At 43.4% G+C, this 21,618-nt stretch carries 20 protein-coding genes; 14 read left to right on the top strand and 6 right to left on the bottom strand.

The features are described 5' to 3' along the window. Window positions 1-11 precede the first annotated feature (11 nt). Window positions 12-1,484 (top strand): extracellular solute-binding protein, encoded by a 1,473-nt coding sequence (locus MHI37_RS05695; RefSeq protein ID WP_076336560.1) that lies wholly within the window; start codon window positions 12-14, stop codon window positions 1,482-1,484. 10 nt (window positions 1,485-1,494) lie between these two features. Next, window positions 1,495-2,259 (top strand): LamG domain-containing protein, encoded by a 765-nt coding sequence (locus MHI37_RS05700; RefSeq protein WP_076336561.1) that lies wholly within the window; start codon window positions 1,495-1,497, stop codon window positions 2,257-2,259. A gap of 63 nt (window positions 2,260-2,322) precedes the next feature. Here MHI37_RS05700 and MHI37_RS05705 read toward each other — a convergent pair whose 3' ends face one another. Further along, entirely contained in the window at window positions 2,323-2,994 is a 672-nt protein-coding gene (locus tag MHI37_RS05705) for a FadR/GntR family transcriptional regulator (protein ID WP_342556539.1), read from the bottom strand. Between the two features lie 182 nt (window positions 2,995-3,176). Here MHI37_RS05705 and MHI37_RS05710 point away from each other — a divergent pair, with 182 nt between their 5' ends. Further along, window positions 3,177-3,833: a bifunctional 4-hydroxy-2-oxoglutarate aldolase/2-dehydro-3-deoxy-phosphogluconate aldolase gene (locus tag MHI37_RS05710; protein WP_076336563.1), complete on the top strand. Its 657-nt coding sequence runs from the start codon at window positions 3,177-3,179 to the stop codon at window positions 3,831-3,833. A 1-nt stretch (window position 3,834) separates the two neighbouring features. After that, the gene (gene dgoD, locus MHI37_RS05715) at window positions 3,835-4,986 is read left to right on the top strand and encodes a galactonate dehydratase (RefSeq protein ID WP_076336564.1); all 1,152 of its coding nucleotides are present in this window, start codon (window positions 3,835-3,837) and stop codon (window positions 4,984-4,986) included. Between the two features lie 11 nt (window positions 4,987-4,997). Here the strand turns inward: dgoD and MHI37_RS05720 are convergent, their stop codons facing one another. Further along, a complete protein-coding gene (locus MHI37_RS05720; protein ID WP_076336565.1) occupies window positions 4,998-5,867 on the bottom strand; it encodes an AraC family transcriptional regulator in 870 nt (289 codons plus the stop codon). A 137-nt stretch (window positions 5,868-6,004) separates the two neighbouring features. Here MHI37_RS05720 and MHI37_RS05725 point away from each other — a divergent pair, with 137 nt between their 5' ends. Continuing rightward, on the top strand, window positions 6,005-6,784 hold the full coding sequence (locus MHI37_RS05725; protein WP_076336566.1) for a phytanoyl-CoA dioxygenase family protein: 780 nt from the start codon (window positions 6,005-6,007) through the stop codon (window positions 6,782-6,784). Between the two features lie 79 nt (window positions 6,785-6,863). On the opposite strand, the gene MHI37_RS05730 is transcribed toward MHI37_RS05725, so the two are convergent. The 4 genes from MHI37_RS05730 to MHI37_RS05745 are packed head-to-tail and all read right to left on the bottom strand — an operon-like array spanning window position 6,864 to window position 11,451. Then, window positions 6,864-7,763 (bottom strand): fumarylacetoacetate hydrolase family protein, encoded by a 900-nt coding sequence (locus MHI37_RS05730; RefSeq protein WP_076336567.1) that lies wholly within the window; start codon window positions 7,761-7,763, stop codon window positions 6,864-6,866. 20 nt (window positions 7,764-7,783) lie between these two features. After that, a complete protein-coding gene (locus MHI37_RS05735; RefSeq protein WP_076336568.1) occupies window positions 7,784-9,100 on the bottom strand; it encodes an aspartate aminotransferase family protein in 1,317 nt (438 codons plus the stop codon). Between the two features lie 21 nt (window positions 9,101-9,121). After that, window positions 9,122-10,618 (bottom strand): M81 family metallopeptidase, encoded by a 1,497-nt coding sequence (locus MHI37_RS05740; protein WP_256710494.1) that lies wholly within the window; start codon window positions 10,616-10,618, stop codon window positions 9,122-9,124. Between the two features lie 2 nt (window positions 10,619-10,620). Then, entirely contained in the window at window positions 10,621-11,451 is an 831-nt protein-coding gene (locus MHI37_RS05745) for an SMP-30/gluconolactonase/LRE family protein (protein WP_256710495.1), read from the bottom strand. A 206-nt stretch (window positions 11,452-11,657) separates the two neighbouring features. Here MHI37_RS05745 and MHI37_RS05750 point away from each other — a divergent pair, with 206 nt between their 5' ends. The 9 genes from MHI37_RS05750 to MHI37_RS05790 all read left to right on the top strand — a co-directional run bounded on the left by MHI37_RS05750 (window position 11,658) and on the right by MHI37_RS05790 (window position 21,590). After that, the gene (locus MHI37_RS05750; protein WP_076336571.1) at window positions 11,658-12,416 is read left to right on the top strand and encodes an SDR family oxidoreductase; all 759 of its coding nucleotides are present in this window, start codon (window positions 11,658-11,660) and stop codon (window positions 12,414-12,416) included. Beyond that, the gene (locus tag MHI37_RS05755; RefSeq protein ID WP_076336572.1) at window positions 12,413-13,189 is read left to right on the top strand and encodes a creatininase family protein; all 777 of its coding nucleotides are present in this window, start codon (window positions 12,413-12,415) and stop codon (window positions 13,187-13,189) included. The genes MHI37_RS05750 and MHI37_RS05755 overlap by 4 nt, the downstream gene beginning before the upstream one ends. A gap of 19 nt (window positions 13,190-13,208) precedes the next feature. Next, window positions 13,209-14,306, top strand: a complete 1,098-nt coding sequence (locus MHI37_RS05760) for a hypothetical protein (protein ID WP_076336573.1) — start codon at window positions 13,209-13,211, stop codon at window positions 14,304-14,306. A gap of 23 nt (window positions 14,307-14,329) precedes the next feature. Then, window positions 14,330-16,573, top strand: a complete 2,244-nt coding sequence (locus tag MHI37_RS05765; protein ID WP_076336574.1) for a hypothetical protein — start codon at window positions 14,330-14,332, stop codon at window positions 16,571-16,573. Window positions 16,574-16,672: 99 nt separating this feature from the next. Further along, window positions 16,673-17,440 carry an IclR family transcriptional regulator gene (locus tag MHI37_RS05770; RefSeq protein WP_076336575.1) on the top strand — a complete coding sequence of 256 codons (768 nt, stop codon included), beginning with the start codon at window positions 16,673-16,675 and terminating at the stop codon, window positions 17,438-17,440. A 352-nt stretch (window positions 17,441-17,792) separates the two neighbouring features. Further along, on the top strand, window positions 17,793-19,259 hold the full coding sequence (locus tag MHI37_RS05775) for an extracellular solute-binding protein (protein ID WP_076336576.1): 1,467 nt from the start codon (window positions 17,793-17,795) through the stop codon (window positions 19,257-19,259). Between the two features lie 87 nt (window positions 19,260-19,346). Continuing rightward, window positions 19,347-20,303, top strand: a complete 957-nt coding sequence (locus MHI37_RS05780; protein ID WP_076336577.1) for a sugar ABC transporter permease — start codon at window positions 19,347-19,349, stop codon at window positions 20,301-20,303. A gap of 33 nt (window positions 20,304-20,336) precedes the next feature. After that, window positions 20,337-21,176: a carbohydrate ABC transporter permease gene (locus MHI37_RS05785; RefSeq protein WP_256710496.1), complete on the top strand. Its 840-nt coding sequence runs from the start codon at window positions 20,337-20,339 to the stop codon at window positions 21,174-21,176. A 39-nt stretch (window positions 21,177-21,215) separates the two neighbouring features. Beyond that, window positions 21,216-21,590, top strand: coding sequence for a Rid family hydrolase (locus MHI37_RS05790; protein ID WP_076336578.1), 375 nt, complete (start codon window positions 21,216-21,218; stop codon window positions 21,588-21,590). The last annotated feature ends 28 nt before the right edge of the window (window positions 21,591-21,618 follow it).

Below are 21,618 nucleotides of genomic sequence, written 5' to 3' on the forward strand. Positions count from 1 at the left end.
GGGGAATAATCATGGTAAAACGAAAAATTATTACTGCATTACTCGCTTCAATGCTGGTGATCACACTCTTATCAGGATGTGGTTCTAATGATTCTAAAAATACTGGAGCATCAGAATCGGGTTCGTTAAAAATTATGAGAACCTATCATACAGGGCTAGAACAATTTACTGGTAATGATAATATTAATAACAATAAATTAGTCAACCTATTGAGTGAATGGTCAGGCCTTAAGCTGAACTACGAGCCATTGCCAAAGGATAACGTGTCACAAAAAATCTCAGTGTTGCTCGCTTCGGGTGATGTGCCGGATATACTCTGGATTCCAGGTAAATCTGATTATTTCAAGCTGGCACAACAAGGTGCATTTGAGCCGTTAGACGATTTAATTGAACAAAAGATCCCTAATATTTCGACTGTATTCTCACAGGATGAACTAGATGCAGCTAAATTAGATGGTGTAGCTTATGGTATACCTATTAGGGTTGCTCAAAAAGTAGGAAATGGTCTGTTAGTGCGTACAGATATACTAAGTGAGCTTGGTTTGCAAGCGCCTACAACATTGGATGAGATGCACACAACTTTAAAAACAATTAAAGAGAAGAATGGCATTGCGCCATTTACAGTGGCTACGTCCAATCCAGGAGCATTTAAAGCAGGCTTTTCTCCAATGGCTGGTGCATTTGGTGTAGATACATCAACCATTGTCAAGGATGGAAAATTGGAATTTTCTTGGGTACAGCCAGAATTCAAACAATTTCTAGGAACAATGAAGAATTGGTATGACGAAGGACTCATCGATAAGGAATTCGCGATTAATAAAGATGTTAAAGACAAGATGATCAACGGTACTGCAGTGATGACTACGACCTATTGGGCAGATGCGATGAGAATAGATCAATCTATTGAAGAGAAAGGTAAATCAGATACGGTACATTTCATTGCACCGCCAGTTGGGCAAGACGGTAAATCAGGTTTGCCAGAGGAATCATTAGCGACGACCTATTTAGTTATTCCAAAGGAAGCTAAAAATAAAACTAACGCTGCCGAATACTATAATTTTTTACTTGAGGACAAAACAGATATGTTAATTACCTTCGGAATCGAAAATGAGGATTATACGATCGAGAATAACGAAGTGGTTCAAACAGCGGAGCAAAGCAATCAAATACCGTGGAGAACATTGTACTTTTCACTAGATACGGATAAAAGCTTTAACTCAAGATTAGCAGCAAAAGGATTTTTGCCGTACTACAACGAGCTGCTTCCATTTAAGCAAAATAGAGAAGAGACGGGGTATGCTCCATTTGTAGAGGCATGGGATACGAAGTTCACAGAGCTGCAGAATTATATGGAAGAAAATGCAATGAAATTTATTATGGGTAAACGTGATCTGTCCGAATTTGATAAGTTTGTGGAAGAGTTTAATGCTAAAGGTGGAGAAACAGCAATTAAAGCAATGAATGAATGGTTCGTAAAGCAATAAGGAGGCCGCGATGAATAAGTTAACAGCAAGTGATTCATTTATAAAAACAGAGGGCTTGGTTTCTTTATGGGACTTTCAGGAAAAAGAAGGCGATAGCTTTATCGCTAAAGGACCTTATCCATATAAGCTGCAAGAAATGAATGGTGCGGTTGACGTTCTCGAGGCTCCTATAGCAGGTGGAAAAGCGATTGATTTATCTGATCATAGATGGCTCAGCATCGCTAGAGATGAGTGCCCGATGTTAAACATTCATGGTGCAGCTGCTCAATTTTCGGTCACGGCATGGGTCAAAAGAACGGAAAGAACGAGCAGCGGCTGCGAGTTTGTGGCAGGCATTTGGAATGAAACGAATAAACTGCGTCAGTACGGACTATTTATTAATTTGGAAATTTGGGATAGCTCCGAGCAAGCATGCGGCCATGTATCAGCCGTTGGAGGGCCTACACCAGGGTATAAATATTGTATGACTAGTGCAATTGGTACGACACCGGTTGCAAAGGATGAATGGCACTTCATCGTGTTTACCTATAATGGAAGCGAATCAACGATTTATTTAGATGGCGTCCTGGATCGTCGAGAAGGCTATAATCCATTTCCTTACCCTGATGGTATATTTGATGGAGGTAAGGATGGAGCGGATTTTACCGTAGGGGCTGTGAATCGTTCAGGTGAAATCGGTAATTTTTATCACGGTTTATTAGGATGCTTGGCTGTATATAACCGAGCGTTAAGTGAGAAGGAAATAACAGAGCTTTACTCCAGCACTGCAAAATGAATATAAATACTGTGAAAACAACCCAATGCCGCGCAGGCATTGGGTTGTTTTGGCCGAAATGACTTACTTCTTTAATGCTTCAATCATGTCGGAAATATGACTATGCATGAGCTGCCTTGCCTGCTCACTGTGTCGTTCTTCAATGGCGATCGCAATTAAGATGTGATAATTGGATGCTTTGGTACGCATATGAGGCAGGGTGTTTGTCTGTTTGCGACCTTCGGAGAGAAGGGGATAGATAGATTCGAGCATGCGTAATAGTACAGGCTGCTGTGCCGATTCCGCTATGAGATGATGGAAGGAAAGATCGGTATCTAGAAATGGCCCCCCTTCTTCCATCTGGTTAACCATAGAGTCAGCCAGCGCTCGAAGCTGCTTGACCTGAGTGCGTGTAGCATGCTCTGCACTTAAGGCAGCGAGTTTGGGTTCAATGAGCAGTCTTGCTTCCAGTAATTTGATGAGAGAAATATCCCCAAGTTCCTTAAGGTTTGCTGTAGGGTCCTCTAACAATAATGGATCGTTGCGTACATACATTCCCCGTCCATGTTCGATGCTGACATTTCCTTGGCTTTCCAGTGTCCGCAGCGCTTCTCTTACCGTAGATACACTTACAGCAAGCTCCTTAGAAATCTCTTGAAGTGTTGGTATACGCGATCCGGGAGGCCATTCCCTACTAATAATTTTTTGTCTTAGGATCTCTATTGTTATTGAAAAGGTAGTTTTTCTCATCATCATAATCCCCATTGTATCTTCATATTAGGTCTATATTAACATAATCGTGCAAGCTCCTCCTAATTGTAATTACGTATTGACATCTAGAAATAAAGATACTATGATACCTTCATAAAGATCTGATCTATATGTATCATTATTGGTTTTATCCAATATAGATATGATCAATAAGAGGTGGAAGAATCATGAATAAAGCGGAACAGCTAAAGCGGTTAAAGGAGTCCGGCATCGTTGCAGTCATTCGAAAGCCTGCCTATAACAAAGTAATACAGATTACGGATGCACTGGTTTCAGGCGGTGTTGGAGCGCTGGAGGTTACGGTTGATACAGAAAGGGCATATGAAATTATTGCTCAATTAAAAGAGAGATACGAAGGCAAAGCCTTAGTTGGCGCAGGCACAGTATTAGATGAAAAAACAGCGAAGGAAGCGATTGAAGCGGGAGCAGATTTCATATTCTCTCCGATCCTGGATGAAGCGACGATCCGTCTAACCAATCATTACGGGCGTATCTCGATTCCAGGGGTCATGACGCCGACAGAGATCGTGAAGGGGTATCAGTACGGGGCAGACCTGCTCAAAATTTTCCCAGGCTCCTCGCTAGGCGTTAACTATATAAAAGAATTATCGGCTCCACTCGGACATATTCCGATGATGCCAACGGGTGGAATTACGTTGGACAATGTAGGCTCATTTATTCGCGCAGGTGCTGTGGCCGTAGGCATAGGAAGCTCTTTAACAGATATGAAAGCGATTGCGGAAGAACGATACGACGAGCTTACAGAATTAGCTCAAAAATTCAGATTGGAAATCAAGAAAGCTAGAGAACAGGGAGAGGGTTAATTTGAAAATTACAAAGTTTGAGACTTTTATCGTGCCACCCCGGTGGTTATTCCTGAAAATTGAAACGGATGAAGGGATTGTTGGATGGGGAGAACCTGTAATTGAAGGCAAGGCTCATACGGTGCAAGCGGCTGTAGATGAGCTTATGGATCTGTTAATCGGGAAAGATCCGCTTCGCATCGAAGACCATTGGCAAGTGATGTATCGTGGCGGGTTCTACCGTGGCGGATCGATACTGATGAGTGCAATCGCCGGGATTGATCAGGCGTTGTGGGATATTAAAGGAAAATATTTTAATGCCCCAATCTACCAGCTCCTTGGCGGGGCATGTCGTGATTCGATGCGTGTCTATTCCTGGATCGGCGGGGATCGACCGAGTGATGTTGGACTAGCGGCATTGGAGAAGCAACAGCAAGGCTTTACAGCGATTAAGATGAATGCAACGGAAGAGATGCAATATATTGATAGCTATCATAAGGTGGATCAAGTCGTGGAACGAATAGCAGCGATTCGTACAGCGACCGGTCCAAACTTTGGCATCGGCGTAGATTTTCACGGTCGTGTTCATAAACCAATGGCGAAGGTGCTCGCTAAAGCAATAGAGCCTTTCAGGCTGATGTTTATAGAAGAACCCGTGCTTCCAGAAAATAATGAGGCTCTCCGGGACATTGCTAATCATACTAGCACACCGATTGCGACGGGTGAAAGAATGTTCTCTCGCTGGGATTTCAAATCATTATTGCAAGATGGTTATGTGGATATTATTCAACCAGATTTATCGCATGCAGGCGGCATTACAGAGTGTAAGAAAATCTTTGCGATGGCGGAGGCTTATGATGTTGCAGTAGCTCCACATTGCCCACTAGGCCCTATTGCACTAGCTGCTTGTCTGCAAGTTGACGCGACCGCTCATAATGCAGTCATTCAGGAACAAAGCCTCGGGATTCATTATAACCAAGGGAATGATCTGCTGGATTATGTAACTGATCCTGACGTATTCGCCTACGAGGATGGGTATGTGAAGATTCCGCAGGGCCCTGGACTTGGTATTACAGTTAATGAGGAGTACGTCCGTAGAATGTCGTCGGAATCCCCGCATCGATGGAGAAATCCGATTTGGAGACACAAAGACGGATCGGTGGCCGAATGGTAGAAGAGAAGTAACTAACTCATCCTGTTTCGGTACCGAGCGGGTGATATGCCTAGCTCCTGTGAGAATGCTCGTGTGAAGGAGTGAACGGTGCCGAAGCCTGTCTCCTCGGCGATCGTCTTAATTGGCACTGATGTATGCTTCAGCATATGGGCTGCCGACTGAACCCTTTCCTTGCGCACGAAATGGTTGAACGATTCATGAATGCCCTCGGAGAATATACGAGAGACATGTCGCTTGGAGAGGTGCAGGTAGCCAGCGACTTGTTCAAGAGTAATCGGGCGATCGAGATTGTCCCGAATGAACAGCTTCGCACGGCGAATTAGGTAATCCGCTGGCCGTACATGAACTTGAGCTTTGGGGGCGCGCGGCGAGAAAAGATCGGCGAAAGCGGATAACAGCACATGAGCGATCGGCCGCGTGTAGGAGGCTGACAGCTGATTGGATTCACGATCGGGCAGCAGTAAGGCAGTCCACAGCGCAACAGCTTGATGCTCTGCTGCGTCTGAGACGCACACCTCAGCATGTGAAGCAAGCTCGCGGAAGCGTTCAACCGCATCCGGTGCGGAATGGGCTTCATTGACCTCGAAAGCAACGTGTAACAGATCTAGTCCGCTGCTGCTGCGAATTTGGTGGACGACACCTGGCCTTGAGCAGAAGAAGGTGCCCTTGCGCAGCGGATAGATCATCCCTGTGTCTGGCTCTTCGTAATCACCGCTGCCTTCCCGCACATAGCATACCTCGAAGAAGGAGTGCTTGTGTATCGGATTATTGAAATGCTGAAGATCAATTCCCCAGTAATGGACACGAAATGACAGCTCTGCACCAGGAAGAGTCAGAGCGTGCTGATTTAATAAATCGGTCGCCTCTTTCCATCTTTTCATAGGTAGTCCTCCGAGTTTATGTCCTATTTCGGTAAAAAACTGTCTCCTGTGAGCAAATACATCTAAATCGTATTCGAAATATAATGAATAGGCAAGGGTATACACATTATCGCCTATTAGGTCTGGAGGATGTACAGATGATTGGAGCTAAAGAAGCGCAGTTTTATCAAGAAAACGGGTATTTGTTGGTAAAAGGTGTATTCAACAAAGAGGAAATTGAGAATATGCGTGCAGGTGTCGAAAATATCGTTCAACGGGCGGCTGCAGCGAAGATGGTGGATAATCATGCATGGCAAGGGGACTATCTGCCGCCAGATGAGCTTAAGAAGCTCGTGCTCAAGGGCTTCCATGATGTTCATTATCATGATGCAAGCTTCACACGGGCGATGGTGCATCCGAACATGGTTGCGGTTTTAACACAGCTCATTGGACCTAACGTGCAGATCCACCACTCTAAGATGCTTGTTAAGCCACCTGAGAATGGGGCGGCGTTTCCGATGCACCAGGACTATCCTTACTTTCCACATGACAAGAATACGATGCTTGCAGCAAGTGTGCATCTAGATGATACGAATGAAGAGAATGGCTGTCTGCATGTCATTCCTGGCACGCATAAGCAAGGTCCGCTTCCGCATGTGGGCAAACATTATCTCGACCACAAGGAGTATCCGATCGCAAGTGGAGTAGCTTGCGAGGCAGAAGCGGGGGATGTATTGTTCTTCAATTACTTGACGATTCACGGCTCTGGTCCGAATCGAAGTGAACGTACACGACGCAATGTCCTATATGAATACAAGGCAGCTGACGATATGCCGACAGAGAAAGTGCATATTAACTGGGGCAGCGGTCTCATGGTCGCGGGTGAGAATCCGAACTTTCAACAAGCGCAGCCTAAGTTCACGCTAAGCGGGGATTGATTACGTACGGGGGTGCGAGAGGCAGGGAGCTAGCTCCCTGCCTCTCGATTACTTTATTTTGTTGTTCTTATTGGTCCAATTAACCTTCAGCCACAAAACGATTCGTAAGCGATCCAAGCTTATTAATTCTAACGGTAACCTCATCCCCTGCCTGCAAGTACACTTGCTCATGCTCTGGCAACCCGAACACAACGCCCTCAGGAGTTCCTGTCAGGATCACATCACCCGGCTCCAAAGTCATATGGCGCGAGATAAAGCTGATGATTTCATCACAATGAAAGATCATATCTTTAGTGTTGGAGTTCTGACGCAATTCACCATTCACTAAGGTTTGGATGTCTAGCTGATTCGGATTCTCCACCTCATCGGCCGTGACTAAAGAAGGACCGAGCGGTGCGAATCCATCGCAGCTCTTACCTAGCATCCATTGCGGTGTAAGAGTTTGCAAGTCACGCGCAGATAAATCGTTTGCAATTGTATATCCAAATACGCAGCTCAATGCTTCCTCAACCTTTACATTTTTAGCTTTTTTGCCAATGATAATGGCGAGCTCTGCTTCATAATCAAGCTTTTTGGTCACGTTAGGAATGACAACCTCTGCATGATGCCCTGTAAGTGAATTGTTAAATTTATTGAATAAAATCGGGTACTTTGGTATAGGAGAGTTGGTCTCCTCCGCGTGCTTGCGATAGTTCAAGCCTACGCATATCAGCTTTTGCGGATCAGGAACACATGGTGCCCATGTCACCGAATTTACCTGTAATAAAAAAGCGGATTCAGCATTAGTAGGCAGCGTTGCAATATAAGATTCCAAATTGCCTAATGCTTCTTGTCCGCCTCTAATTAGCGGCATCATTTCAGAGTTAACATGATGATCTGACGGATGCATGGTTAGAGCGAGCTTGAGGTCAATGATCCCATGATCGGTTTGAACTCCAAGATTACTAGTATTATCGTTAAGAAGATTTACAAGTTTCATATCAACATCTCCCAGTCCATTTATTTGATTTTAAGCTGCTTCAGAGCATGATCAACGGCATGCAAGGTATCTTTAATCTCCTGCTGGCCATGGACAGCAGATACGTACCAAAGCCCGTTCGTGCGAACTAACACACCTTCATTTAACATAAGCTCAGCGAATTGAGAATATAAAGCTGCATCCCGCTGATTAAATGCTTGAAAGTCCTCTACAATCGATTGTTCGGTGAACATCATATGAAATACCGGACCCTCACGATTTAGAATGCCGGGAATTTGGTGTTTAATCAGTAATTTACGAATTCCTGCAACTAGTTCATTTGTCACTTCATTCATTTGGATATAGGCGCTGCCCCCGTTGCTAGCAAGCTCGCGAAGGGTAGAAATAGCAGCCGCGGTAGCAGCAGCATTGCCATTTAAAGTGCCTAAATGGCTCACCGTTCCGAGTTCAATGTGTTTCATGATTTCGGCGTTTCCTGCTACAGCACTGATTGCTATTCCACCGCCCAATGCTTTGCCTACGGTTACGAGATCAGGCTTCAATCCATACTTGCCATGAGCACCGCCTAGCCCAAGCCTGAACCCGGTGATAACTTCATCCAAAATCATGACAATGCCCAGTTCATCCGTTAATGCACGCATAAACGCTAAGTAATTTTCCTTAGGTTTAATGCACCCGGAGTTGCACATTACAGGCTCAGAAATGACAGCTGCAATCTGTCCATGCTCTTCGCGGAGCAATTTCTCCAAAGCCTCGAAATCATTCCAAGGCAAAAGAATAACATCCTCCAAGCTCCTTTCGCTCTGTCCCCCGGTACCGGGAAGGATCTGAGCCTCAGATTCGGGAGAATTCGCTGACTGTTTCATATCCGCACTTGGAAAAGAGGTGAATATCGCGTCTGACCAGCCGTGATAATGTCCGTGAAAACGAACGACTTTTCTTCTTCCCGTATGAGCACGCGCTAGCCTTAAAGCAAGCATTACCGCCTCCGTACCGGAACCGCTTAAGGCCACTTTGTCGGCGCAAGGGAGAATCTCGCAAAGTAAGCGAGCAAGCTCAATCTCTCCTTCATGCTGAAGACCGTACGCTACACTTGTTAGGGATGCTTCCGTCAAAGCACTTGTTAGGGAAGGGTGGGCATGTCCCAGAATGAGAGGACCGTATGCCAGCAAATAGTCGATAAACTCGTTATTGTCTATATCACGAATTCGAGCTCCTTTCCCTGAAGCGGCAAATAGTGGAGTAGGTTTCATAGCTGCTCGAAGCGTGCTAGCCACTCCACCTGCTAAATACTTTTTGGACTGTTCTAACTTACTTTGGGAATTTGCATAGGACATGATCGAGTTTCCTCCTTATAACTATCGATTATGGTTAGAAAAATATCTGGGCATGGGTTCAGCATCCAAAGGATAAACGGGACGACTTACATGATGGTAATCAAAATGACCCAGATTAGCACTGCAGCAGCCTGGCGAATCGATATGAATGACCGCTTTAGCATATGGACCAAATGCAGCTTGCCAAGCGATAGCAGATTTGGCGACAATGACTTTATAATCCTCTGGCCATAGTCCGACTGAACGGATATGTCCAAGATCCCAGGGGGCGGTTCGTTTTTCCGTGAGAATTAGCGTAAGTAATCCACATTCTAGAACGGCCGTACGCCCCATATCGGCAAGTTGCCCGGTCATATAGGATCCAATATGACGATAATGGCCGTCTGATAGCAAACGTACTTTGCCGAATACTAACACGGGATCTCCATGCAAGGAGTCTGTTTTACCTCCAACATGAATAGATAGTGTTTGACCGACACCTTTAAGAAAAATCGTGTGAACCGCTTCGGGATCACAAATGACGACTAGCGCCTTTTGTGGAGGATTAATTAATTGAAGTAAAGTATGAGTACCGTCCGCAGGTGCGCCTCCGCCCACATTATCCGAGCCTTCTGCTAGAATGACAGGACCTTCGGGCTCCTGCCATGCGGCTATAACAGCATCAGCGGGACGGCTATAGCTTTGATTGAATGCTTCTTTATTAGCGATCGCCCATTCCTTCAATATAAAGATACATCTGTCCGCTTCTTGGTGAACTTCGTTTGCAGTTACGACGAATGCCATTCCTGCGTCTGGAACATCACTATATGGAAAACCGCCTGCAATGGTTATATTAAGGATGGAATCGTGTTGTTCAAGCTTGAATGCTAGTTCCATCAGTTCCTGCATTTTACCGGATTCCGTCATCATCCCCTGTGGAACAACGAGCATCCCAGTATGAACATAGCTCTGAATAGGGTGAATTTCACCGCGAATTCGACGAACTAACAATTCAAAGGCCTCAAATGAGCGCTCAAAGGCATCAATATGAGGATATGTATCATAACCTACGATCAAATTTGAATAAGCCACCATCTCTTTGCTAATATTCGCATGTAGATCTAAGGTCATCGCAATGGGGAGATTTTTCCCAAGCCGTTGCCTTAGACGACGTAGACATTCACCCTCAAAATCCGCATACTGCTCAGACACCATTGCGCCGTGCATAATGAGAACAAGGCCGTCTGCTTCCGTATCAACAGATTCAACGAGGGACTGAAGCAGAGTTTCGGCAGTTGCTGCTTGAACAAGACCGCTAGGGGTCGCTGCCGTGTACACGCCAGGAAGCAAGAGCGTATCATGAATGAGTGCTGCTTCGATAATACCTCCCATTGACGTTCTGGTTCCCGCATACCGTGAGTTGAAGGCTTGGAGGCCGCTCGTCCACTCACTGATGAAATCATTTACCCTCGTTAATTCCGGAGCGAACGTGTTTGTTTCATGAAAAATTCCTGCTACAGCAATCTTTAGCTTCTTCAACTCTAGTCCCTCCATATTCCCCAGCATCTGCCGGGTGTGTTGACAAGAAAGCTTTGGATATTTCCTTGATCCGATACGGTTACGTAAGCCCTACGACCATCAGGGCCTCCGAAGCATATATTGGTGCAGTCTGTCCCATGCAGCGGAATTTCTAGCAGCACGATTCCCTCTGGTGATATTTTGGCGATCGTTCCTTTACCGAAACGTGTGACATAGAGATTGCCATCCATATCGCAACGCATGCCATCTAAGGAATAATCCTCAAACTCGATCAATAATCGCTTATTGCTTATTTCCTTAGCAGCATTCAAATCATATGCCCATATTTTGCGTTGTAATGATTCATTCACATAGAGAATATCATCATGAGGACTCACTTCCACGCCGTTCGTCGTCCCCATATTAGACTCCATCTTCGTGATTTTACCAGTGGGATCTATCATCCATAAGTCACCGTTTCCTTCATCCCAATTCGGATCGCTGGCGAACAGATAGCCGTCTCGCGTTATTGCAATATCATTGGGTTGGTTCATCTGGGGCTCATGAGCGAAGATCGATATTTTTTTGCTTCCTGCTGGAACTTGATATATATTGTGATTAACGTAGTCCGCTATAAACATATCACCGGCTCTATTAAACCTTATACCATTGCCAACGCTTCCGTTTGGCAGCTCCAGCCATATCTCACCGCTACCGTCAGGGGAGACCTTTCCAATCGTTCCTTGCTTTCCATAATTTACAGCGTATACATATCCCTCATGATCGCATGCTGGGCCCTCAATTCCACCTGTGAAGACTCCGTTTGTTGTCAATTTCTCACACACATACCTCATAGGCATATCCCTCCTTTTGTTCACAATAATCATAAGTTCTGTAGGTGATGCACAATGTAATAATCCTAATTGTTGATAGTTATATTTCTGAGTATATACGATATTAATTCATAAATACAAACTATTTTCGTGTATATAAATTTTCGTTGACAGGATTAGGGGCAAGTTTTATGATGGAAATAAGATGCAATTAAAGGAGACTCGCGATGAATCATTTGCAGTTACAAGATAAAGTGATATGCATTACTGGCGCTTTAGGTACAGCTGGCAGTGCAGCGATAAAGCTCTTTCTAGATAGAGGGGCGAAGGTGGCAGCCTGCGACTTAAATCATTATGAACAGTTCGAAGATATGAAAGCTTTGCAGGACATGTACGAAAAAGAGCGTCTGCTTTACATTCAAGCGGATGTTACGAACGAACAACGGGTGTCTGAGTTATTTGCTGAGATTAAAGCTAACTTTGGTCAGTTGGACGGGCTATATCATAATGTTTATGTTAATCATTATAAGCGAATCGCAGATCAGTCCTTGGCCAGCTGGGAAGCTACAATGAATGGCACCTTAACTTCTACCTTTCTTGTTTGTAAGTACGCAGCAGAGTTAATGGCTCAGTCTGGTGGAGGCTCCATTGTAAACACATCCTCGATTCTTGGATCTACAGCTTTAGAGGGAAATGCCGGTTACGGAGCTGCGAAAGCGGGGATAGAGCAATTTACAAGAGTGCTAGCCTTGGAGTATGCAGAGAAGGGTATTCGTGCAAATACGATTGTTCCAGGGGATTTCAGATCAGAGCTTGATTGGAACACGTCTTCCGAGGAATTTAAGGAGAAAATGAAAAGTGACAGCATGATTGGAAGAAGCGGAAAACCGAATGAAATTAATGAGGTTGCTGCTTTTCTGCTTTCGGATGCGGCGTCCTATGTGACAAGTTCTGCTTATGGAATCACTGGGGGGCTGAGGCTATGACACAGTTGTTCATGCATGAGATGACTAGGGAAGAGATTAACGAGAAGGCGAGAGCAGGTTATGCCATTGTTATTCCTTTAGCGGCTACGGAACAGCACGGACCGCAGCTTCCTGTATATACGGACAGTTTGATTTGCGAATATATTGCTTCAGAATCCATTAGGCAAGCTTCAGCGGAGGTTTCGATTTTAATGGCTCCGATTGTGACAATTGGCTGTTCTGAGCATCATTTGACGTTTGGAGGAACGATTTCATTTAAATCTTCCACCTATTTGCAAATGCTGCGTGATATCGGGGAAAGTCTGATCACAGATGGTTTTCGGAAAATAATATTTCTGAATGCCCATGGCGGAAACCACTCCATGATGATTCAAACCGCAAATGATTTGGCAGTCTATCATCCCGTTTGGACTGCAGCTGCCTCCTATTGGAATGTGGCTAATCAAGAGTTAGCCGCTTTAAATGCATCTGAAATGGGGATGGTTCCCGGCCATGCCGGCGGTTTTGAAACCGCTGTTATTATGGCCTTGAGACCAGATTTAGTACGTAATGAGCCTGCTGTGTCACAGCATTTGGCAAGAGAATGGATTAACTCGGGGCCTCCCGGTACATTTATTGGCAAGCATAAGGAGCTGACAGGCCATCAGGGATATACGGATGCAGCAGATCGGGCTACAGCCGCTAAGGGTCAGCAGTACCTTGATGCCATTGTAAATAGCGTAGCCAATTGGTTGATTGATACCGTTAGAGCCATGAAGGCAGGAGGGGAATAAGCTGTTTAAGAGAAATCCTATGCCGAAAGGAAACGCCAAACGGGTAGTTGCTATCGTGACGGAATATCGTTTCAATTCCCATGCTGATGTGATCCTCGGCAGATTGCTAGGTGATATGAATTATAGCCCTTCTATAGAAGTTGTTTCTATTTATACCGATCAAGTACCGGAAAATGATATGAGCAGAACAGAAGCTATGCGATGCGGCATACCTATATATTCTACGATCGAGGAAGCTATTGAGACAGCTTACGCAGAGGGTGGACTGGATGGTGTTATCATCATCGCAGAGCATGGAGATTATCTGAAGGACGAGCAGGGTCGAATTCATTATCCGCGTCGCCGAATGTTGGAGGCTGTATTACGTGCATTGGACAAGCTTGAGATACAAGTGCCTATATTCTCGGATAAGCACTTCTCTTACCAGATCGAGGACACAGTATGGGTCTATCAACAAGTGAAGAATAGGGGAATCCCATTTATGGCAGGTTCTTCGATTCCCCATACCCCACATATTCCAGCAATTGAGCTTAAGCAATTACAAGCCTCCAACGAGTGGCTCGTGCTCAGTTTCTCGACATTAGTCGAAGCCTATGGCTATCATGCTCTAGAAGTATTGCAATCCGTGGCGGAGCACCGTGCAGGAGGAGAAACTGGAATTGCCTCAATTAGCACGCTTGAGGGAGCTGCCGTTTGGGAGGCTATGGCTCGCGGGGAATGGCCGGAGGATTTGTTGATTAACTGTTTAAAGCAAGCAAACGGGGCAGCATTTAAGCATCCTTCTGAGCTAAATGAGCCTACATTTCTAATTACCGTTGAATATTTAGATGGCACTAAGGGTTATGTGTTTCAGCAAGAGAAGCTGACTGATTTTTGGAGCTTTTCTGTCCGTAATAAGCAGGGAGTATTCACGGCTAAATGTGATAGTAATGACGAACGGCCGTTTAAGCATTTTGATCGATTAACACAATTAATTGAGCAATTCATAATCACTGGAGAAGAGCAGTTTCCGATTGAACGCGTTTTTTTGTCATCCGGCATGATTAATTATGCTGTTGAATCCTTGTTTCAGGGACGAAGGCTGCAAACGCCAGAGCTCCATATACATTATTCATAAATGTTGAAGAAGGGGGTTTATATATGAAACCCAATTTACTCGCCGAGATACAACGAGAGCATGTCCGATTTACGCAGCTTCCTAATGAAAAGGGCCATGATTCCGTCTGGGACTTTGTTCGGTCTCCAGATGGGCGATTTTATATTAGTATTTGTGGTGAGACTGTAATGCCTTTATCGGCTCTATTATATGAGTATTATCCTGAAACGGGGGATGTAAGGCTTATTGTTGATGTGGAGAAGGCATGGATTGTGAATTCTGAGCAGATGCCGCCAAGTAAAATTCATACGAGCATCGATTTTCTGCCAGATGGTAAGCTAATTATGGCTACACATAATACTTCACCTGCTCCTAGCCACAAAAAATGGCTATACGAACAGCATTATGAACATACATGGGAAGGTTATCAGGGCTCGATCGTTATGATTGTAGATCCAGATACGAACGAAGTGACGATCAAAGGAATCCCTGTTCCGAGAGAGAGCATATATGGCGGGATATTAGGCGACGATCCCAAATATTATTATTTTTTGGGTTATATGAGGGGACATTTCTATCGATTGAACCTGGAAACCAATGAAGTCAGAGATTATGGGAAAATATCTGAATTCGCTTCATGCAGACTAATTAAGGATAATAAGGGGCGTATTTATGGCTCTTCCTATACAGGTGAGATTTGGCGTTATGAGCCTGACAAGGATGAAGTTAAAGATCTAAAGGTATGCTTTATTTCTCCGCATGGAACGAAGCAGCGCAGAGCGCTTATATTTGCCTTGCATTCCCCAAGAGGCACCTTGTTTTTGTGCAACAATACAGATGGAGAAATGATCGAGCTTCATCCAGAAACGCTTGAAGTCACTAGACATGGCTTTATTCACCTTCGTCCAGAGCATCCACGCAACCCGATGTTAGCGGCGTCTATTGGAGGACTTGCAGCAGACGAGAATTTCGTACTGTATTATGGACTGGAAAGCTATCATGGTACGGAGACTATGCGCTTAATGAAATGGGATATTCTAAATGGCGGAGAACCTGAAAACCTGGGTTTAATATCTCCTGAAGGTAAGGTCTCGCGATATATATGCGAGATGGTGTTTGACGACCATGGCATTCTTCATATGGTTGATGTATGTGGGGAGTATTCACCCTATTTGTTAGCGGTTGATGTGAAGAAGCTCAAATCGCCGGGAGACGATGCGCGCGCAGCGATAATTGAATCCTACATTCCACCGGAATTTCATATGAATAACGACAGCGCCTACTTTATGCATATTAAAGCCGAGAAGACACGGACATTGCCATTGCACCGTACGATGGAATGGAAGAACTCCTCCTTAAAGTATGTGAGTGCAGCGAAAGATCGGCTGTATGGTCTTAGCGGCAAGGAACAAATGTATGTAATAGAATCGGATTATAGGAATGAGGTCCCCACTCACATGGACATCATTTATAACGAGGGGTATCCTGTTTCATGCGTCGATTGGGAAACACATGTTGCTGTATTGACTTCGGATAACAAAATAGTAAGAGTTAATTTACAAGAGCGCAGTATTATTCAATTGATATCGATACCTGAAGGAATAAATCCAGCCAAAATTTTATGTGCTATGGATACGGACAAGCTGTTAATCAGTGATGTTGATGGTCAGATTTATAGGGTCCAAGGCCAGGATAATGAAATTACTGCCATAGATTCATTAATCCTTTCATCACCAGAATCGCATGTTATCTGTTTGGACACTTCTCGAATATTACTCTCTGGCAAGCATGATCAAATCATTCAGTATGATCTAGCGAAAGGCAGCCTGAACATTTTGGATATTAAATCATCCTTTATTAAGGGGAGAGCATTCGCCGCTGCGATTACAGGTGGAATAGTTCTGGATAATGGCTCTATTGTGGCGGGTACTAGCGATGGCATGTTATTCCGTATTACTCCGGACCTTAAAACTGTAACGTCGTATGGTCGTTTATATTCTACTGGCATGCTTAGAGAGTTTGTTAACCTCGGGCCCAATTCCATGATGGGTGTATATGGCGGAATTCAGGATGCAGGTCATGTTTTTTCCTTCTCAGAAGAGCAGGGCCTCCTTGATCTCGGTAGACCAAGGGTTATTAAGGATAATGCGGAACAATTAGAGCTGGATACGGAATGGGCGAATATCCATTATATTTCTACGATTGCCTATAATCCTGAATCTGATTATCTTTGTGTCGCATCGGGTGAAGAATACGGCTGTGTCATACGTTATAAGGGAGTCGTGTAATACGACAATATTGGGATTATATTCTAGCTATCGACAGATCCAAGAAGGTCGTGTAGAATAATTTCATATACATGAAATATTTTCTTGGAAGGAGATAGAATGATGGAAGCACCAGCGGTGAAAGTTAAATCTGCAGATCGGGTGTTGGATATATTGGAGCTTTTTATCGGTAAGCAAAGCTCATATAGCTTAACAGACATATCCAAAATATTAAGCATGCCTCCGAGCAGCACACATCAAATATTGCAGAACATGTTAGCAAGAGGATATTTGGAGATGGATGAAACCGGCAAACAGTTTTGCTTGGGATATAAGCTATTTGAGATTCGAGCGGAATATACCAAAAACACGGATATGAAGAGAGAATTTTATCGAATGGCGGATAAGGTCTCTTCTGAATTGAATGAAGTTGTGTTTTTAGCTATTCGAAGTGCTGACAAAGTGCTCTATATTGCGGAGAAACAGTCGTCGCAAGCACTTCGGCTTACAGCAAATCTAGGCTCTGTATTGCCCCTTTACGCTTCGGCATCGGGCAAAATTTTTCTGTCCGACTTATCAGATGAAGAAATTGATGACATTTATCCTCAGGAGCAATTGGAAATGCTAACAGAGCATACGATTCCAACTCGTACCCTATTGAAGCAACAACTAGCTGATACAAGAGTGGATCATGTTGCCTACAACTGGGGAGAGTCGGTAGAGGGCCTTCGCTGCATGGCAGGAGCGATTCGCAATACTCAAGGACAAGCTGTTGCATCTGTGAGTATATCGATCCCTGAAATACGTCTGACGGACGAGAAGTGGGCGCAGACACTCATATGGATTAAGAAGTCTTGTGAGGAAATAAGCAACAGAGTTTTCTGGTAATGACCAAGAATACATTATAAATAAAAGGCCGTAAAATTCCTTGAAGTTAATCATTTTCTGAAGAGATTTCGATCTCTGCTTAGTGAAATGAAAGTAACCTTGATGGAAGGAGCGGCCTATTTAAGTATAGGTGACCTCCGTTTAACCCCCCAAAAAATCCTCGAATTCCGCTAAAATCCTCTTTATACAAAAAACAATAATTCATGCTTGTGAATAATATTTATATACATAAAAAAATGTTGACAGTATAACTTGCCATAATTTACAATGAGCGTAGCGAAAGAGGACAAGTTATTAAACTCTATCGTCAAGAACGTGATTATAAACTGAAGAGGCACAGGGGGGATCTTGAATGTTTAGATTGGATGGGAATAAAAGGTATTCTATGTTGATGTTGATTGTTTTGGTGGTTGCTATGATAGCAACGGGATGCGGCAATAGCAATAATGGAAATGCTGCACCAGCGACTCCGGATAATGGAGGAGGCAAGGAAACACCGGCTGAAGAGAATGTGTATCCTGAGAATGGATTATCCAAGGATGAGAAAGTCGAAATTAAAATTGCAATGGATGAGAATGGTTACGGAAGAGCTTGGGTTGACAACGCGATTAAAATTTTCACAGATAAATACCCCAATGTAAGCTTTAAGGCGACAGCATCTCCGAAAATTGGTGAGATGATCAATACCAAAATTGCAGCCAATAGCGACGATGATATGTTCGACATCTTTCCCGGAAACGCTACTCTATTAGAGATCATGAAGCTTGGAAAAGTAGAAGTTCTAGATGATTTATGGGAGCGTGAACCTAGTGATGCGCCAGGGCAGAAATTAAAGGATATCTTGGCAGACGGGGTTTATGACAACCATGCAAGGTATGAAGGCAAAACCTACAATATTCCAGTAGGCGGTTACACATCAGGATTGTTCTTTGATCAAGTTTTGTTTGAGAAGAATGGTTGGAACAAGAATCCGCAAACATGGGATGAATTTGTAAGTCTTCTAGCTGATATTAAAGCAACAGGTATAGCACCAATTACTTACGCAGGTGTGTATCCCGATTATCTGTTCTCTTTTGGATTAGGTACGAAGCCGTTTGAAATTGCAGAGAATAACGGAACGCTTGATACTTTTATTGACAATTATCGTAATGATAAACTACCTAAATATGCAGCTCCTGAAAATGTAGAGATGTGGCAGAAGATTTCCGAATTAGGTAAAGCAGGTTACTTTTCATCTGGAATAGCAGCAATCAATCATACTCAATCTCAGATGCTGATGCTTCAGCATAAGGCAGCACTTGTACCAACTGGGGATTGGATTCAGAACGAAATGAAAGAAGCCATACCGGATGGATTCAAATGGGGCTTTATGACGATGCCTTTCGGTAATGATCCTAAACAAACCAAATGGATTGCTAATGATGCAGGTTCAGGCGGTATGTTGATTTGGGCAAACAAGCCAGAGTTGACTAAATCGTGGGCCAAAGAGTTCTTGCTTTCTCTAACAACGCTTGAAGTCCAAACGTTTAATGCGGAAAATGCGGGGATATTCCCGGTTCGTAAGGACTTCACAGAGGATGAAGCGCGTATGGCTAGAGTACAAGACGCGCCAAGAGCAGTGCTTGACTATATTGCGAATAATAACACACGATTCGAATCCATGAGAATACTTAATAAAGTTGATGACCCAGCTGCAGTAAACGCTAAAAAAATATTCTCAGAGGCTGTGAATGATATTGCGCTTGGCAAGCAGGATCCGCTTCCGATTCTTGAAAAAGCAGATAAAATGTTCGAAGAAGCGATTAATGCGCAAAAGTAGTGATGCTAATGTAAGCTTTAGGATCGGTCTTTAAGCAGATGGGAGGGACATCCCTCCCATTAGCTTTTTAGCAGGGAAGGTGGACTCATGACAAATAAAGAGGCAATTGCAGGAGAGCATTCACAAGTAGTCGTATCGAGCAATGGCGGGATGAAGAGTCTGAAAAGACAGAAATGGTTGTTTTTATTACTTGCTATAGCACCATCTTACATTGGGTATTTATTGTTTACGCTTTACCCAAACATCCTATCGGTTTATTATTCGTTTTTGAAATGGAATGGTTTATCAGAACCGAAGTTTGTAGGCATAGATAATTTTATTACGATGTTTAACGATCATTTTTTCTGGCGGGCTCTGTATCATAATCTGCTGCTGATGATCACCATACCACCATCAATTATCATTATCTCGTTGGGGCTCTCCTATATACTTATTAATAAAGGCTTTCGTGAAACGCCAATGTACAAAATCATTTTTTTCTTTCCCAATGTGTTATCAGCCGTAGTGATCACATTACTATGGATCTATATTTATGATGGAAGCAATGGACTAATTAACGGGGTATTAAAGGTTTTTGGTTATGATAACAACAGCTATTATTGGCTCTCTGACCCGAAAACGGCCCTTTGGCTGCTCTTACCACCTACGATATGGGGCGCTGTCGGTTTTTACATTGTTATATTCATTAATGCAATGAAAGGGATTCCTAAAACGATGTATGAGGCGGCCATTCTTGAGGGTGCCAGCCATCTTACTAGGCTTTTTTCCATTACGATGCCGTTAATTAGCCCGATCATCAAAGTTAGTTTCCTCTTTTTGTTTTTAGGAAGCTTTAAAGGGTTTGAAATGATGTTGATTATGACTAACGGGGGGCCAGCTGGGTCTACAGAGGTCATCGGATTATATATGTTCAATCAGGCTTTTAGCGAGACTTCACGAAATTATGGATATGCTTCGGCTATTGGATTGTTTTTGTTTGTTCTACTTGTATTAGGAAAGGTACTAATCGACAAATTTATTCCGGATTCAGACGTTGAGTATTAGACATCAAGCAGTTAACAGGCGGGTGGGGAGAATATGGGCATAAAGACAATGACCATTGCAAACATATTTTGGAGAATTATTTTAGTTATTTGGTCTCTTTCTATTGTTTTACCGCTTTTTTGGATTTTCTATGAATCTTTGAAAACGAATCAAGAATTTTTTCAGGACATTTGGTCATTTCCAGAAAAATTAAATTGGCAGAATTACTCACATGCATGGGTAGCTATGAAATTCAATCAAGTCATCCTAAATACTCTCTATTATGTAGGAACTAGCCTAGTAGTAGGAACGTTTTTGACGGTACTCAGTGCTTATGCTTTAACAAGAGTTGAATTTAAGGGAAGAAAATTTATTTGGTCGACGATTTTGATATCACTGTTTCTGCCGGGCATCAATGCTCTTGTGCCTCAGTATATACTTATGCGGAGTTTACATCTAACTGATAGCTTAACAGGACTTATTATTCTAGATACTCTAGGTGAAAGTGTGTTTTTCCTCATGCTGATGGGTGGATTTATGCAGTCCTTGCCCAAAGAGCTTGAAGAAGGTGCCTTCATGGATGGCGCTTCACTATTTCAGGTTTTTCGTAAAATAATATTTCCATTATCTATACCAGGAGTTGTAACGATAGCAATATTTAAATTTATCGGCTTATACAACAACTTTCTGGCACCCTTTATTTATTTAGGCTCCGAGGAAAAATATACCATTGGTGTGAGTATGTACTTTGCCAACCAGAGGATGCAGTACAGCTCGGATTGGGTCACATTATTCGCGGGTGTTATTATTGCGATGATTCCGCCAACTATTATCTTTATCCTTTTTCAACGTAAGGTTATGGAAGGTGCAACATTAGGATCGGTTAAGGGTTAAGTGGAGTGACAAATATAGAGAAATCAAAAGGAGTACCGCATGAAAAGTGAAATTATTACGAAATCAAAGCATGACCGCCCGTTTTCCTCAGGAATAGAGACAGAATCACTAGTATTTGTATCTGGTCAAGGAGGCTTGGATCCGATCACAGGTCAAATCGTGGGTACTGATATTGAAAGTCAGACCATTCAAACCTTAGAGAATATGCGTGCCGTGCTTCTTGCTGCGGATTTGGACTTGAACGACCTGGTAAAGGTGAATGTGTACTTGAAGGATCGTAGTCTCTATAACGAATTTAATGAAGTATTTGGACGTTATTTTCAGGCGCCATATCCAAGCAGGACGGCAATCTATTGCGATCTTAATTTCGATTTGCTTGTAGAAATAGATGGGATTGCGGTAAAAAGAAAATAATTTAATAGGTATTTCCGAAAAAAATGAT

Origin of the sequence: Paenibacillus sp. FSL H8-0548, from assembly GCF_038630985.1 — a bacterium.
GTDB lineage: Bacteria > Bacillota > Bacilli > Paenibacillales > Paenibacillaceae > Pristimantibacillus.

Bases quoted from the DNA above. Each gene is read 5' to 3' on its own strand.
- MHI37_RS05750 (WP_076336571.1), top strand. From the start codon at position 11,658: ATGAATCATTTGCAGTTACAAGATAAAGTGATATGCATTACTGGCGCT.
- MHI37_RS05705 (WP_342556539.1), bottom strand. From the start codon at position 2,994: ATGATGATGAGAAAAACTACCTTTTCAATAACAATAGAGATCCTAAGA.
- MHI37_RS05700 (WP_076336561.1), top strand. From the start codon at position 1,495: ATGAATAAGTTAACAGCAAGTGATTCATTTATAAAAACAGAGGGCTTG.
- MHI37_RS05745 (WP_256710495.1), bottom strand. From the start codon at position 11,451: ATGAGGTATGTGTGTGAGAAATTGACAACAAACGGAGTCTTCACAGGT.
- MHI37_RS05770 (WP_076336575.1), top strand. From the start codon at position 16,673: ATGATGGAAGCACCAGCGGTGAAAGTTAAATCTGCAGATCGGGTGTTG.
- MHI37_RS05695 (WP_076336560.1), top strand. From the start codon at position 12: ATGGTAAAACGAAAAATTATTACTGCATTACTCGCTTCAATGCTGGTG.
- MHI37_RS05725 (WP_076336566.1), top strand. From the start codon at position 6,005: ATGATTGGAGCTAAAGAAGCGCAGTTTTATCAAGAAAACGGGTATTTG.
- MHI37_RS05710 (WP_076336563.1), top strand. From the start codon at position 3,177: ATGAATAAAGCGGAACAGCTAAAGCGGTTAAAGGAGTCCGGCATCGTT.
- MHI37_RS05720 (WP_076336565.1), bottom strand. From the start codon at position 5,867: ATGAAAAGATGGAAAGAGGCGACCGATTTATTAAATCAGCACGCTCTG.
- MHI37_RS05755 (WP_076336572.1), top strand. From the start codon at position 12,413: ATGACACAGTTGTTCATGCATGAGATGACTAGGGAAGAGATTAACGAG.
- MHI37_RS05760 (WP_076336573.1), top strand. From the start codon at position 13,209: ATGCCGAAAGGAAACGCCAAACGGGTAGTTGCTATCGTGACGGAATAT.
- MHI37_RS05790 (WP_076336578.1), top strand. From the start codon at position 21,216: ATGAAAAGTGAAATTATTACGAAATCAAAGCATGACCGCCCGTTTTCC.
- MHI37_RS05765 (WP_076336574.1), top strand. From the start codon at position 14,330: ATGAAACCCAATTTACTCGCCGAGATACAACGAGAGCATGTCCGATTT.
- MHI37_RS05730 (WP_076336567.1), bottom strand. From the start codon at position 7,763: ATGAAACTTGTAAATCTTCTTAACGATAATACTAGTAATCTTGGAGTT.
- MHI37_RS05780 (WP_076336577.1), top strand. From the start codon at position 19,347: ATGACAAATAAAGAGGCAATTGCAGGAGAGCATTCACAAGTAGTCGTA.
- MHI37_RS05735 (WP_076336568.1), bottom strand. From the start codon at position 9,100: ATGTCCTATGCAAATTCCCAAAGTAAGTTAGAACAGTCCAAAAAGTAT.
- MHI37_RS05775 (WP_076336576.1), top strand. From the start codon at position 17,793: ATGTTTAGATTGGATGGGAATAAAAGGTATTCTATGTTGATGTTGATT.
- MHI37_RS05785 (WP_256710496.1), top strand. From the start codon at position 20,337: ATGGGCATAAAGACAATGACCATTGCAAACATATTTTGGAGAATTATT.